9 protein-coding genes are annotated in these 13873 nt (G+C 56.1%); 3 read left to right on the top strand and 6 right to left on the bottom strand.

The window, feature by feature from the left end; all coding sequences use genetic code 11:
- Positions 1 to 68: 68 nt before the first annotated feature.
- A complete protein-coding gene (locus VNX88_13350; protein ID HWY69649.1) occupies positions 69 to 1154 on the top strand; it encodes an efflux RND transporter periplasmic adaptor subunit in 1086 nt (361 codons plus the stop codon).
- 8 nt (positions 1155 to 1162) lie between these two features.
- Complete coding sequence (locus tag VNX88_13345; protein HWY69648.1) at positions 1163 to 4315, top strand: multidrug efflux RND transporter permease subunit; 3153 nt, start codon at positions 1163 to 1165, stop codon at positions 4313 to 4315.
- 2 nt (positions 4316 to 4317) lie between these two features.
- Here VNX88_13345 and VNX88_13340 read toward each other — a convergent pair whose 3' ends face one another.
- Positions 4318 to 5283: a serine protease gene (locus VNX88_13340; protein HWY69647.1), complete on the bottom strand. Its 966-nt coding sequence runs from the start codon at positions 5281 to 5283 to the stop codon at positions 4318 to 4320.
- 307 nt (positions 5284 to 5590) lie between these two features.
- Here VNX88_13340 and VNX88_13335 point away from each other — a divergent pair, with 307 nt between their 5' ends.
- Positions 5591 to 6481, top strand: a complete 891-nt coding sequence (locus tag VNX88_13335) for a hypothetical protein (GenBank protein HWY69646.1) — start codon at positions 5591 to 5593, stop codon at positions 6479 to 6481.
- Between the two features lie 77 nt (positions 6482 to 6558).
- On the opposite strand, the gene VNX88_13330 is transcribed toward VNX88_13335, so the two are convergent.
- The 5 genes from VNX88_13330 to VNX88_13310 form a co-directional block, all read right to left on the bottom strand.
- Complete coding sequence (locus VNX88_13330) at positions 6559 to 9006, bottom strand: ATP-dependent Clp protease ATP-binding subunit (GenBank protein HWY69645.1); 2448 nt, start codon at positions 9004 to 9006, stop codon at positions 6559 to 6561.
- A 200-nt stretch (positions 9007 to 9206) separates the two neighbouring features.
- On the bottom strand, positions 9207 to 9839 hold the full coding sequence (locus VNX88_13325) for an ABC transporter ATP-binding protein (protein ID HWY69644.1): 633 nt from the start codon (positions 9837 to 9839) through the stop codon (positions 9207 to 9209).
- A gap of 258 nt (positions 9840 to 10097) precedes the next feature.
- Positions 10098 to 11507: an FtsX-like permease family protein gene (locus VNX88_13320; protein ID HWY69643.1), complete on the bottom strand. Its 1410-nt coding sequence runs from the start codon at positions 11505 to 11507 to the stop codon at positions 10098 to 10100.
- Between the two features lie 318 nt (positions 11508 to 11825).
- On the bottom strand, positions 11826 to 12170 hold the full coding sequence (locus VNX88_13315; GenBank protein HWY69642.1) for a YbjQ family protein: 345 nt from the start codon (positions 12168 to 12170) through the stop codon (positions 11826 to 11828).
- 284 nt (positions 12171 to 12454) lie between these two features.
- On the bottom strand, positions 12455 to 13585 hold the full coding sequence (locus VNX88_13310) for an AAA family ATPase (GenBank protein HWY69641.1): 1131 nt from the start codon (positions 13583 to 13585) through the stop codon (positions 12455 to 12457).
- Between the last annotated feature and the right edge of the window lie 288 nt (positions 13586 to 13873).

Below are 13873 nucleotides of genomic sequence, written 5' to 3'. Positions count from 1 at the left end.
AATTGAATCCAAGCCGTTGTTTCCTCGTTGCCGCTCTCAAGGCAGCTTCTGGAATTCCTTCGTGTGTCATGAAAATCCCATTGCTTTTAGCAGGAGCAGCTGCACTGTCCATACTGATTGGTTGCGGCGGAAAGTCCCAGGGTCCGCAAGGGCCTCCGCCGGCAATGGCGGTGAAAGTTGTGCAGGTAACTCCTCAGCCAGTCACGGATTGGTCGGAGTACGTCTCAACGCTCAAATCGCGCGACTCGGCGAACATAAGTCCGCAGGTGGAAGGCGTGATTACCCGGATCTTTGTGCGCTCTGGTGATCGAGTCAACTCTGGCGCTCCGCTCATTCAGATTGATCCGCTGAAACAGGAGGCCACCGTCCTTAATCAAAAAGCGAGTACTGCGGCGCAGGAAGCAAACCTGAAGTGGGCGCAGCAACAGTATGACCGTAACTCCCAGCTTGCCGCTGCCGGCGTGACCAGCAAGCAGGAGCTCGACCAATCGCGAGCCAACCTCGACGCCGCTAAGGCGCAGCTCGCGGCTTTGCAGGCGGGAGTCAACGAGCAGGAAACCCAGCTCCACTATTACAAGGTAGTCGCGCCGATGTCCGGCATTGTCGGTGATATTCCGGTGCGCGTCGGGGATCGGGTTACAACCTCCACGATGCTGACTACCGTCGACAAGCCGGGAAATCTTGAAGCCTATGTTCAGGTGCCGGTCGAGCGCGCTGCCGATCTCAAGTTGGGAAAAGAGGTTCAGATTCTCGATGCGGACGGCAACAAGGTCGCTCAAGGAAAGATAACGTTCATCTCTCCTCAGGTGGACAACCAAACCCAGACTATCCTGGCAAAGGCGACGGTGCCCAACGACAAGGGCTTGCTGCGCACTGCACAGGTAGTGCACGCGCGGGTGCAATGGGGAACGCATCCGGGAATTGAAATTCCCGTTTTAGCTACTTCGCGCATCGGGGGACAGTTCTTCGTGTACGTCGCGGAAGACAGCGGCGGAAAGAGCGTTGCTCATCAGAGGCAGATCAAAGTGGGCCCGATGAATGGCAACAACTATGTTGTGACGGATGGCCTAAAACCCGGGGACAAGGTCATCGTCTCGGATACGCAGATGCTGGCAGATGGCATGCCGGTAAATGCACAAACCCAGGGAAGTTAGGCGATTCTATGTTCGTCGATTTCTTCATCAAGCGGCCGATATTCGCAACCGTCTGCGCTCTGCTCATCATTCTCGGCGGAGCTGTCTCGATTCCAACGCTCCCGATCTCGCAGTTCCCTAACCTGGCGCCTCCTACGGTGCAAGTCGGTGCTTTCTATAACGGTGCGAGCGCGCAGGTAGTTGAGACGTCGGTGACAACTCCTCTAGAGCAGCAGATCAATGGCGTCGAAGGCATGAAGTACATGACCTCGACCAGCGGCAACGACGGCAGCAGTGGCATCAGCGTTGTGTTCGACTTGAATCGTGACGTCGATATCGCGGCCGTGGACGTGCAGAACCGCGTCAATCAAGCGCTTGGGCGCATGCCGAATGAAGTAAAGACCACCGGCGTAAGTGTCGTGAAAGCGACCAACAATTTCGTCTTTGGCGCGGGCTTTTACGCCGAGAACAATCGCTACGACAGCCTTTTCATCAGTAACTATCTCGACATATACGTTCGAGATGCTCTGAAGCGCATTAAGGGAGTCGGCGACGTCTTTATCTTCGGCGAGCGCAAGTACGCCATGCGCATTTGGCTCGATCCAGTGCGGATGGCTACTCGTCAGTTAACAGCGAGCGACGTGGTCAATGCACTTCAGGAGCAGAACGTTCAGGTAGCAGCCGGAGCCGTTGGACAAGCACCGGCACCAACGAATCAGCAGTTTGAAATCAGCGTCCGCGCTGTCGGACGTCTTACGGAACCATCCGAATTTGAGAACATCATCCTCAAGACGGCGAACGATGGAACCATTGTCCGATTGAAAGACGTTGGTCGTGCCGAACTTGGAGCCGAGAACTACGGTTCCGGCTTGCGGTTCAATGGATATCCGGCCGTCGGCGTCGGAGTCACACAGCTCTCAAATGCGAACGCTCTCGAAGTAGATCGGCAGGCGCTCGCGGAACTTGAGCGACTCTCGAAGAGTTTTCCACCAGGACTGAAGTACAACGTCGCCTTCGATACGACCAACGTTGTATCGGACTCGATCAGAGACGTTGTCACTACCCTGCTCGAAGCAATCGCGTTGGTGATCATCGTTATCTTCCTGTTCCTCCAAGATTGGCGCTCAACCGTCATCCCCTCGGTCACGATTCCCGTCTCGCTGGTGGGAACTTTCATCTTCGTCAAGGCGCTGGGCTTCTCGATCAACACACTCACGCTATTCGGCATCACGCTCGCTACTGGCCTTGTGGTAGATGACGCAATCGTCGTCATCGAGAACGTTCAGCGGCATATCTCCGAGGGAATCACCGAAGCCCACAATGCTGCTTCGGTAGCTATGAGCGAGGTAGCGGGCGCAGTCGTGGCGACGTCCCTTGTACTCGTCTCTGTGTTCGTACCTGTCGCATTCTTCCCCGGAACCACTGGCATTATGTTCCGCCAATTCGCGCTGACGATCGCGTTTTCTGTGGCTATTTCCGCCTTCAATGCCTTGACACTTACTCCTGCGCTCTCGGCATTGATGCTCGGCCGTAACACCGGCGAATCGAATCGCGGACTCTTCGGTCTCTTCAATCGCGGTGTACACAAGGCGACAAACGCATATCGCGATACCTTGAAGCGCCTAGTTCCGGTGAGATGGATTGTGGTACTCGTCTTCCTCGCTGGTCTGGGATTTACCTACTGGTATTACCAGCGCGTGCCCCGCGGCTTTGTTCCGCAGGAAGATCAGGGCTGGTTCATGGTTCTAATCCAGTGTCCGCCGGGAGCTTCGGTCGAATACACGGAAAACATCGCCAAGCAGGTAGAAGTCGAGATGATGAAGCAGAAGGAGATCATCGGCACCTTCGCCGTCTCTGGATTCAGCTTCACGGGTTCTTCATCGAATCGCGGCATGGTATTCGGAACGTTCGCGCCATTGGCAGAGCGCAAGGGCGAACAGCATTCTGCTGACACCGTCATCGCTCGTTTGCGCGGGCCGCTGTTCGGCATCTCCGGAGCTATAGTCGTGCCGTTCGCACCACCATCGGTTAATGGCCTCGGAAATTTCGGCGGCTTCCAATACATCCTGCAGGATGCAGGCGGACACACACCGGAACAGCTTGGTCAAGTTGCATACAAGCTTATCGGTGCCGGCCGCGATCCGAAGAGCGGCCTTGCCGGACTCTTCACCAGCTATAGCGCAACCGATCCTCAGTTCCTCGTGAGCATCGACCGCGAGAAGGCTAAGAGCCTGGGAGTTTCGCTAACGCAGATCACGAATACCCTGCAGGTTTACATGGCATCGGTGTACGTGAATGATTTCGACTTCAACAATCGCGCGTATCGGGTGTACGCGCAGGCGGACACCAAGTGGCGCATGTCTCCAGAGAACATGCGGCAGTTCTACGTGCGCTCTGATCGTGGGGGCATGATTCCCCTTGCTGACATCGTTAAGATCGAACAGACGATCACCCCGCCGGTGATCAGCCATTACAACCTGTTCCGCTCGGTTGAAATCGACGGATCGGCGGCCCCAGGGCAGAGTTCAGGGCAAGCCATTCAGAAGATGGAAGAGCTGTCGAAGAAGCTCCTGCCACAAGGCTACAGCTTTGCCTGGACCGGGCTCTCGCTCGAGGAGATCGAATCGGGCAGCCAAGTCGTAATGCTGTTTGCTCTGGGTCTGCTGGTCGTCTATCTGACTCTTGCGGCTCAGTATGAAAGTTGGTCGCTGCCCTTCATCGTCATCCTCGCGGTGCCAATGGCGATCCTCGGCGCCGTACTGGCGCAATCGCTGCGAGGACTGATCAACGACATCTACTGTCAGGTCGGACTCGTGATGCTGATTGGACTTTCCAGCAAGAACGCCATCCTGATTGTGGAGTTCGCTGAGCAACTGCGACAGCGTGGACTATCCATCACTGAAGCCGCTATCGAAGCTGCCCGCATTCGTCTACGTCCGATCCTGATGACCTCTTTCGCCTTCATCCTGGGCGTGATGCCACTGGTACTTGCGACCGGCGCGGGTAAAAATGGGCGTCAATCTGTGGGCACGACGGTGTTCGGTGGAATGCTCGCGGCAACTACGCTAAATCTGCTCTTCATTCCGATCCTGTATGTAGCACTCAGAACCCTGCAGGAGAGAGGAGGCCGAGGTCGCAAACCCGAGCTTGTGGGAAGCGAAGAAGAGCGAGTCGCAGTCTAGCTCTATTGTCTGGAATGCGCGTGAAGCACCTGACGGCGCTGTTCAAGTTTACGTAGCAGATCGTGGAGGGCGTCTACAGAGACGCCCAGGGATGTCCCGTTGAATCCGTTGATCAGTGCGGCGTTCACGCCGACTACTTCCCCTTGCATATTCAAAACAGGTCCACCGCTACTGCCGTGTGCTGTAGTGGCATCGTACATAAGCGACGTGCCGATCACATCGGAGAGGTGCCCTTGAGTGGCCGAGGGGCGAATCAGGTTGATCTGTGCCAGCCGATCGACCTGTTGTTCATCTCGCAGTCCCGAAAGTTCATAGGGTAGCGCCGTCGATTTCGCCAGCATGGTCGTAACACCCAGCGGGTATCCAATGACCAATACCGGATCTCCGGGAGCACTGGTCACACGCGCGAGGTTCAGCGGCGAAACGGACGCGCCTGAAGGAAGATGCACGTGTGCGATAGCCACGTCAGAGTCGCTTGCACTGAGAAAATCTGAAAGCTCGACGGGAGTGGAGAGCGTTGGAAAATATGCAAGCACTCGTTCGCGAAGTGGAAGAAATCCCTGAAAGATGAGCCGCTGTGCTTTCGCATCGCCAAACCAAGGCTCCATGACATGGCGGTTTGAAACCACAATGCCATCATTCGTGAGGAATCCCGTTGCAAAAAGACGGTAACGCAAGCTCACTGATGGCGTTTCGTCGGATGACGTGAGCCTGTAGCTGCTCACAATGAAGCAAACAGAGTTGCGGGCACTGGAAATGATCTCGGAAGGCTGCTTCTCAGAGTTGCGAAGTTGGTTCAACTCCGCGTCAAGCTCGTTGACACGCCCTAGCAGGTCACTAGTCGCGGCGGGGGTTCCCCCCGGAGTAAGGAAGCGGGAACCAGCCAGCACTCCGGCGGCGAATATCAAGCTCGTTGCTGCCAACGCTAGTGCAGCTCGTCGCCAGATGGAGATGGTGCTGATCTTCATCTAAAGTTTAGACTGCCGTAACTCGCTAAAAGCTGCAGGCAGTTGCGCCTCTCAGATATTTCGGTCCCTATAAAGTATTAGTGTGTACCGTACATCAACGGATGCCAATCTAACTTGCGCCGAAGCACTTTGGTAACCCTGAATTGGCAGCTCTTCCTGTTGAGAGCGCTCGTCCCCTTTAAAAAATCCTGATCAAGGGACGGAATTGACAGTGGTTTCGGCGTGGGTGTAGATTCCGGCTCGAAATCTCCGATCGCGCGTTCTGCGCAGGCCCCCAAAAATCTAAGAATCACAAAGGAGCACTTCGATGAAGAAAGCGATCTCTATCGCCTTCGCAATGATGTTCCTGGCCACGCTCGCATGGGCACAGGCGACAAGCGCACCCAAACTCCTGGTCATCTCCCGGGAAACCATCAAAGAAGGAAGGATGGGGCAATACCAAGGGCTCGACAAACAAGTGCGCCAAGTAGTGCACAAGAGCGATCCCAATCTCAATTGGATCACCGCCACCGCTTTTACCGGCGCCGACAACGAGGAAACCTATTTCCAGTTCGCTAACAACTACGCTGATATCGAGAAGGCAGATGCTGCGTTTGGTAAAGCCGCAGGCTCGCTGTTCATGAGCGCCGACTTCAATCAGACCGTCGCGGAATCGCAAGAGTCAGGCAGATCCATTATCGCGAAGCTTCGAGACGACTTGTCCTATAACGCTGATAAGTTCGACGCAGCAAACGCCAAGTTCTGGTATGTAGGCTACCGCCGAAACAAGCCGGGCAGCGGCCCACAATTCACGTCCCTTCGAAAGGACATCATGGCGCAACTCAAAGCTGCAAATTACGACGATCATTGGCTGACGTATGAAGTCGAGTACGGCATGCCCACTCCAACCTTCGTCGTGGTTCGAGACTTAAAGTCTTTAGCCGATCTCGACACCGATAACTCGAAAGCTTACGAGGCTGCGGTAGCAAGCAACCTGCGGCAGCAGCAAATATCATGGGCGCATGAGAACGGAATTCTTTCGGAAAGCGTTATCTACCGCGTGAAGCCGGAGCTGAGTCATCCAGCGCCGAGCATGGTCGCGGCAAATCCGAGCTTCTGGACGGTGCAGGAGACTGAACAAGCGCCCGTCGTAGCCAAGAAGAAAAACAAGAAGCAGGAAGTACAACCTGCTGCACTCAAGGAAAAGACAAACAAGTAAGTGCCACCGCGACTTTTCGGGCAAAAACGAGACGGCTGCCTTTCGGCAGCCGTTTTCATTTTGAATTGGTTGAACGTTTAGCCGTTGCTGTAGAGCAACACGCCTTCATGCTTCTCTTCCCCGACTGGGCGATAGAAGAGCTTGTCGCCTTCGAGGAAAACCTCGATGAATGCAGGGCGCGTGTTGATGGTGCCCTGTATCATCGCCTCTGAAAGCGGATCCTCGATGTACTTCTGCAGGGCACGACGCAGGGGTCGAGCGCCGTAGCTGCGATCGCCGAGCGTCTTGTCGAGCACCCACTTCTTGGCCTCGTCCGTCACCGAAATCGTGATCGCCTTCTGCGCCAGATTGGCGTTGAGCTGCTGGACCATCAGTTCGACGATCTGGATCAAATCGGTGTCCACCAGGGCATTGAACAGGATGACTTCGTCAATTCGGTTCAAGAACTCTGGGTTGAACGTCCTTTTCACTTCGTTCTTCACCAGCTCTTCGACCTTCGTCGACACCATGTCTTCCTTGTCCGACTGGAAGCCCAAGCCGGAGCGCTTCATCAGGTGACGCGCGCCGATGTTCGAGGTCATCACGACAATCGTGTTCTTAAAATCGACTGTGTTGCCGAGACCATCAGAAAGCTGCCCGTCTTCAAAGACTTGCAGAAGGATGTTGAACACATCCGGATGCGCCTTCTCGATTTCATCGAGCAGAACCACCGAGTAAGGAGCGCGCTTCACACGTTCTGTGAGCTGTCCGCCCTCTTCGTAGCCAACATATCCCGGAGGCGATCCGATCAGCTTCGAGACCGAGTGCTTCTCCATGAACTCCGACATGTCGAAGCGGATCAGCGACTTCTCGCTCCCAAAAAGGAACTGTGCCAACGTACGCGCAACTTCGGTTTTGCCGACGCCAGTAGGACCAAGGAACAAGAACGATCCGATCGGACGATGTGGGCTCTTCAGTCCAGCGCGCGACCGGCGAATGGCACGAGCGAGTGCTGAAATTGCCTTCTCCTGCGAGATGACGCGACGGTGCAGCTCCTCCTCGATGCGTAGGAGCTTCTGCGTCTCTTCTTCCTTGATCGAGGTGATGGGCACGCCCGTCCAGCGGGAAACGACATCTTCGATGTCTTCCCGCGTAACTACGCCCGTGGATGATTCATCGAGGTGATACTTCTCGCGCAGCCCGCGCAGATTCTCGCGCTCCTTACGTTCTTCATCGGAGTAGAAGCGGGCCTTCTCGAATTCGTGGCTCGCGATCGCGTTTTCCATGCGGTGCACGATGAACTTGATCCGCTTCTGCACATCTGTGATTTCGTCGGGCAGCGAAGTCTGGCGCAACTTTACACGCGCGCCTGCTTCATCGATGAGATCGATGGCCTTGTCGGGTAGGAAGCGATCAGGAATGTACCGGTTCGAATGCGATACCGAGAATTCAATCGCTTCTTCGGTGTATGTAACCGCGTGGAATTTCTCGTAGCGCTCCTTAATGCCGTTGATGATCTTCACGGCATCGGACTCGTTTGGCGGCGGAACCTTGACGGATTGGAAGCGGCGCTCAAGGGAGCGATCTTTCTCGATCGACTTGCGATACTCACCAGGCGTAGTCGCACCGATGCACTGAATCTCGCCGCGCGACAGCGCGGGCTTCAGGATGTTAGCGGCATCCAGCGAACCTTCGGCCGATCCTGCACCAACCAAAGTGTGCAATTCGTCAATGAAGATGATGGCGTTCTGGTTTTCCATCAGTTCTTTCATGATGGTCTTCAGACGCTCTTCAAACTGTCCGCGATATTTCGTACCGGCGACGATCAATGAGAGATCAAGTGCCAAAATGCGCTTCTCAGCCAGGAACGAGGGCACATCGCCGTCAGCGATGCGCTGAGCTAACCCTTCGACGATCGCAGTTTTGCCAACACCGGGTTCGCCGATCAGCACCGGATTGTTCTTGGTGCGCCGGCAGAGGATTTGGACTACGCGCTCCAATTCACCCTCGCGCCCAACCAGCGGATCAAGCTGGTTATCCATCGCCGCTTGCGTGAGGTCGCGGGAAAATTCGCTCAGCAACGACGACTCACGCGAGCGTTGTGGCTGGGCTTTCTCCTGGGTGCTACGGGCAAGTTCTTCGCGGATGGCGCTCAGGCGCAGTCCACGCTCATGCAGAATCTCGGCGGCAAAGCACTTCTCTTCGCGCAGCAGGCCGAGCAGTAAATGTTCAGTTCCAATATGTTTGTGGGAAAGCCGCTCGGCTTCTTCAGCGGCGTAGGCAAGCACGCGCTTGCACTCGTTGCTTAACGGAAGGTCGACGGAGGTCGATACCTTCTCGCGGATCGTGGTATGTCCTTCGATTTGTTTACGGATAGATTCAACAGAGGCATGTGAACGCAAAAAGCGATTGGTTAATGCCTTATCTTCGCGCAGCAAGCCCAACAACAGGTGTTCGGTCTCGATATATGGTGAGCCGAACTGGCTGGCCTCATAACGAGCAAAGAATATTACTCGCCGCGCCTTTTCTGTGTAGCGTTCAAACATGTTCCCCCTTGAAGGTCCCTAAACCCGCCGCCCTCACTTCTGAGCGGCCCACGTTACCTCTCCACCTCCGCGCCTACGATCCCGAAAACCGGTCAGCTCTTTGGGAAGAACTTACTCCTATTCAATTAACGCCTGAGAGTATCGTTTCAGATTACCCACAGACTAACTAGTACATCTGTCCTTCGTTACTGCAATCTTTATCAGGTCAAGCGAGATGGAGCAAGCTCCTCGAGGCGTCCTCTATGCAGGCGAAGAATGCGCCCGCAGCGCTTCGCAAATTCCACGTTGTGAGTGACGATAATCGAGGTGAGTTGATGCTGTAAATGCAGTCGCGCAATGAGATCGAAGATTTTCTCGGCGGTGCCGGTATCCAGATCTCCTGTCGGCTCGTCGGCCAGGAGCAACTTCGGACCGGTCACCAGTGCGCGCGCTAAAGCCACCCGCTGCTGCTCTCCGCCGGAGAGCTCGCCTGAGCGGTGATGCATTCTGTCCCCGAGTCCCACTTCGCGCAGCCATTCGGCTGCTCGGGCCTGAGCTTGCTTCGGGTTCTCGCCCCGCGCCAACAGCGGCATAGCGACATTCTCCAGCGCGTCGAACTCCGGCAACAGGTAATGGAACTGCCAGACAAAACCGAGTTCGCGGTTGCGGAACTCCGCAGCCGCATCATCGGAAAGCGACTTCAGCGAAAGTTGCGCGAAGTATATGTCACCTTCTGACGGCCTATCAAGAGTTCCCAGCACATGCAGCAACGAACTCTTGCCGGTGCCCGATTCGCCTACAATCGCCAGCATTTCTCCCTTCCCCACTTGGAAGGACAAATTTTCAAAGACCACCAATCGGCTCTCGCCAGACCGGTATTCCTTCTTCAGGTTCTGGACCTGTAGAAGCTCTGCTTGGTCTATTGGATGCAAGTGGCCTCGCCAAAGGAGCAATGCAGAAGCGCCAAACCCCCGTGTTTTGCGGTCCCAAGCGCCCTCAGGCCCTGTTCCAAATAGACTTTGCCTACCCCAATTAGAACACTGCCTGCAAGCCCTCGGTTTGTTACTGAAGTGTCGGGAGGAGTTACTGTGAAAGAAAGTGCACTTGCTGCCTTACTCATATCGCAACGCCTCTGCGGGCAGAATCCGGGCTGCCGACCAGGAGGGGTAGACAGTCGCCAGAAGGGACACCAATATCGCTGTCGCGGCCACCAGCACTCCGTGCACCGCCTTGGGTGCAAATGGAACGTAATCGATTGAGTAGACTTCCGCAGACAACTTGATCCAGTGATAGTGCCCCCCGGCCCAGGAAAGAACATAGCCCGCGACCAGGCCCATGATGGTACCCACAACTCCGATCAGAAGCCCCTGATAAATGAATATCTTCCGCACCTGAACTTTGCGCGTGCCCATAGACATCAGCACGGCGATATCCTTCGTCTTTTCCATCACCATCATCGTGAGCGAAATCAGGATGTTCAAGGCTGCTACGAAGACGATCAAACTAATGGTGATGAAGGTGACCACTCCTTCAAGCCGCAATGCGCGGAACAATGGCCGATTCTGCTCTTGCCAGTTGGTCGTCATGAAGCCAGGTCCGACAGCATTCTCTAATTGAAGTCCGATTTCTGGAGCTTTGTAGATGTCATCAATTTTGGTTTCAATGACCGACGCTATGTCACCCAACCCGAACAGAGCCTGCGCGTCTTGCAGGCGAATCAGCCCCCAGGCGCTGTCGTAGTCAAAAAAACCCGACTTAAAGAACCCGACCACTTTGAAGCGCTTGTACTTAGGCACAAGCCCATAAGGGGTCAACTCGCCCTGCGGGCTGGTTACGAGCACCACTGATCCCAAGGTCGCGCCAAGGTCGTCACCGAGATCCTCCCCGAGCACAATGGGTGGATAACCGGCTACGGGAGCTTCCGTTGATCCCGCTTGTGTATTTCCAGCTTTAGTGGATCCACTTCCCGTAGATCCGGCCGACGCCTCCTGCCCAGTACTCGCAGAAGCGGCGCCTGCTGGGGACCCCGACCCCGGCTGGGCGTCCGCTTGCGACTCCCCACCAGCTTGCGAGGCACCCCTGATAAAAGCGTCGCTCGCCTTCAACGGATCCGCCGAACCAATCTTCACGTCGCTCAAAAATTCGCTAACCCGCGACTCATACTGCGGTATGACGCCCTTCAGCAAGAGTCCATTCGCCCGCGCCCCTCGTGAAACCAGCACTTTCTCGTACAACGCTGGGGAAGCAGCAACGATATGTGATTGGTTCTGAACCTTCTTGAGCAGAGCACGCCAGTCGCGAATGCCGTCGCCCCGCGCGCGTTCAATACTCACGTGCGCGGTGGATCCAAGAAGCCGGCTCTGCAGATCCTGACGAAATCCGTTGGTGATGGCGAGCGCGATGATGAGCGATGCAACACCGGCGGCAACACCGACAATCGAGATCGCCGTGACCACTCCGATCACGGCCTGGCGGCGCTTGGCCCTGAGATATCGCGCCGCGATGAAGAGTTCAAAGCTCACTGCAAAGCAGAATACAACAGGGGGATTTCACCACGGAGGCACGGAGTACACGGAGACAGCTGGGATCCTGATCCCCGCAATACCCATGCCTGTCATCCTGAGGCCCTCCATTGGCCGAAAGATCTCCCGCAATGTGTCATTCTGAAATGGACTTGCCTGGCTCTCTGGCGACGAGTGTCGAAGTTCCAGGCTACGAAAACCAAATCCTCGGCCGAAGAGCCATGATGTAGCATTCACAACTGATACATCGCGGGAGATCCTTCGCCCAACATCAGGCTCAGGATGACAGTTCCGAGATGTTCGGGCGCAGCAGCGAACCTATGCGACGCGCTCGACGACGACCGCAGTTCCATAAGCAAGCACTTCAGTGACGCCCTGCATTAACTCAGTTGCATCGTAACGCGCACCCAGTACAGCGTTGGCACCGAGTTCCCCGGCATGTTGCAGCATCAGATCGAATGCCTCGCTGCGCGTTTTCTCGCACAGATTTGTCAGCAGCGTAATATTGCCGCCGATGAGCGTTTGAAAGCCGGCGCCGATGGTTCCGAAGATGGAACGGGAGCGCACAACGATGCCGCGCACTACTCCCAGCGTGCGCACAACGCGGTAGCCAGGGAGGTCGAAGGTTGTTGAAACCATCTGGTGAGCAGGAGAGGGGGACATGGAGGCATTATGCGCGGGATGCGCGGAGCGGAGACAGGTGGGAATTGAGAGAGACAATGAGGAATCGGGTGATCGGGTCATCGGTGATCGGGTGATCGGGTGAAGTGAAACCCGATGGGCAAGCCGTGGCACAGCCGCCCCGGCTGTGGCTCTGGCCAGAGTCGACACAGGCGAGGGCACCTGTGCCACATGGTTTCTTGCTGTCCCGCTGTCCCAGCGCCCCTAGGGATTTGGGACAGTGGGACAGTGTAAGTGACTGACAAATAAGGTTCGATGGCAAGACCCTAATCTTCGCTGTCCCAAGCCTCTCGAAGCCTCCCAACGCGGCTCTTGGAGACTCCTAAACGCTCCGCCACATCACGGACGGAGAAGCCCTGCGCAAAGAGTTCTGAAGCGTTGTCCAGCAACGGATCCGTCAGCTTCGGCTTCGGCTCCGCAAAGCTAACGGCCCACACCGCAGCTCCCTCCCGAATTTCCATCCGAACCTCGAAAGGTCGAGCGTCTTCACCAAAAAATCCGCGAGCCTTCTCGAAGCGCACCTGCGCGCGCAGCCCTTCGGTCGCGCAGTAATCATCCGGCTGGCGCAGGGCGATTACTGTATCCAGGAGATCCTCGCGACGAGACGTTCCGCGCTGCTGTCCGCCTTTGCCGGCGTGATGCAGGAAGAGCACGCAAACCCCCTTCTGCCGAAGCCGCAACGCCCAGTCCTGCACTGGAATCCAGCTCTCGCCTTCGTTCTCCTTCCCTGAACGCGCGAGGCAACTCAGGTTATCGAGCACGAGAAGATCTCCGCCCTCGAGCCGCGATTCAATCATGGCCTGCCCCCGTGCGGTAGCAATGTCGGGCATCGCCCCACGTTGCAGATCTGGTGTGATGATCCTGAGATATCCAGAATCAGGCAAGTGGGGTTCTGTTTTGGGAAGACCGGAGACGATCGTGCGCAGGCGTTGTTGCAACACCGGCGCGGGTAGCTCTCCGTCGACAAACAAAACCCGGCGAGCCCGTGGAGCCGACCATCGTAGGAAGTTGCCGCCGCGGGCCACGGCGTGCGCGATTGCCAGCGTGAGATAGGTCTTGCCCACGCCACGTCGCGAATAAACCATCGCCAGTCCCTGCGAGGGCAGGATCGGCGCAAGCACCATCTCCCTTGGAGGAAATTGTGTGTTAAGGAACTCGTCGGCGGATGCCGCCGCAAGCGCCTGGGATTCGTCGTCGCGCACAGCGCTGGTTGCAACCGCCAAAGGAGTCGCGGCTTCCGAAGCTGCGACGGTCGGCTGTATCGAGGAGGCACATTCCGTTTTGGGACTTGGAGGCTCTGCGGCGGCGGGAACAGCTATGGGTTCGGGATGGAAAATAGGTTGAGGTTGAGGCTGTGGATTTGGCAGTACGCCGTATCCGGCGATAAACGCGGACATAGATTGTCTCCAGTGGAGTTGGATTTTTTGGATTTGCTGCAGGTCGATGGGTTTTGAGGTAACGCGAGCGTCACCGAGCGGTGACACACGTAAAGCGAACGAGAGGTGCAGCCCTGTCCGGGCGCTGGAAACGATTTCTAAGTGGAGAAATCGTCGCTTCTATGTAACCGCAAAAGTCGATTTGGGACAAGAGAGATTTCGAGTTTTCCACTGCGAACGACGGATTTTCATCCGTTGCTCTAGAAACTGTTCTTTGACTGTCGACCACTCCTTGGCCTGTCATCCTGA

Source organism: Terriglobales bacterium, from assembly GCA_035567895.1.
Classification (GTDB): Bacteria; Acidobacteriota; Terriglobia; order Terriglobales; family Acidobacteriaceae; genus Gp1-AA112.
This window is presented reverse-complemented; position numbering and strand designations above follow the sequence as displayed.

What these genes read in the sequence shown, in the direction of transcription:
- VNX88_13350 (HWY69649.1), top strand. Translation starts at nt 69, where the DNA reads ATGAAAATCCCATTGCTTTTAGCAGGAGCAGCTGCACTGTCCATACTG.
- VNX88_13345 (HWY69648.1), top strand. Translation starts at nt 1,163, where the DNA reads ATGTTCGTCGATTTCTTCATCAAGCGGCCGATATTCGCAACCGTCTGC.
- VNX88_13340 (HWY69647.1), bottom strand. Translation starts at nt 5,283, where the DNA reads ATGAAGATCAGCACCATCTCCATCTGGCGACGAGCTGCACTAGCGTTG.
- VNX88_13335 (HWY69646.1), top strand. Translation starts at nt 5,591, where the DNA reads ATGAAGAAAGCGATCTCTATCGCCTTCGCAATGATGTTCCTGGCCACG.
- VNX88_13330 (HWY69645.1), bottom strand. Translation starts at nt 9,006, where the DNA reads ATGTTTGAACGCTACACAGAAAAGGCGCGGCGAGTAATATTCTTTGCT.
- VNX88_13315 (HWY69642.1), bottom strand. Translation starts at nt 12,170, where the DNA reads ATGTCCCCCTCTCCTGCTCACCAGATGGTTTCAACAACCTTCGACCTC.
- VNX88_13310 (HWY69641.1), bottom strand. Translation starts at nt 13,585, where the DNA reads ATGTCCGCGTTTATCGCCGGATACGGCGTACTGCCAAATCCACAGCCT.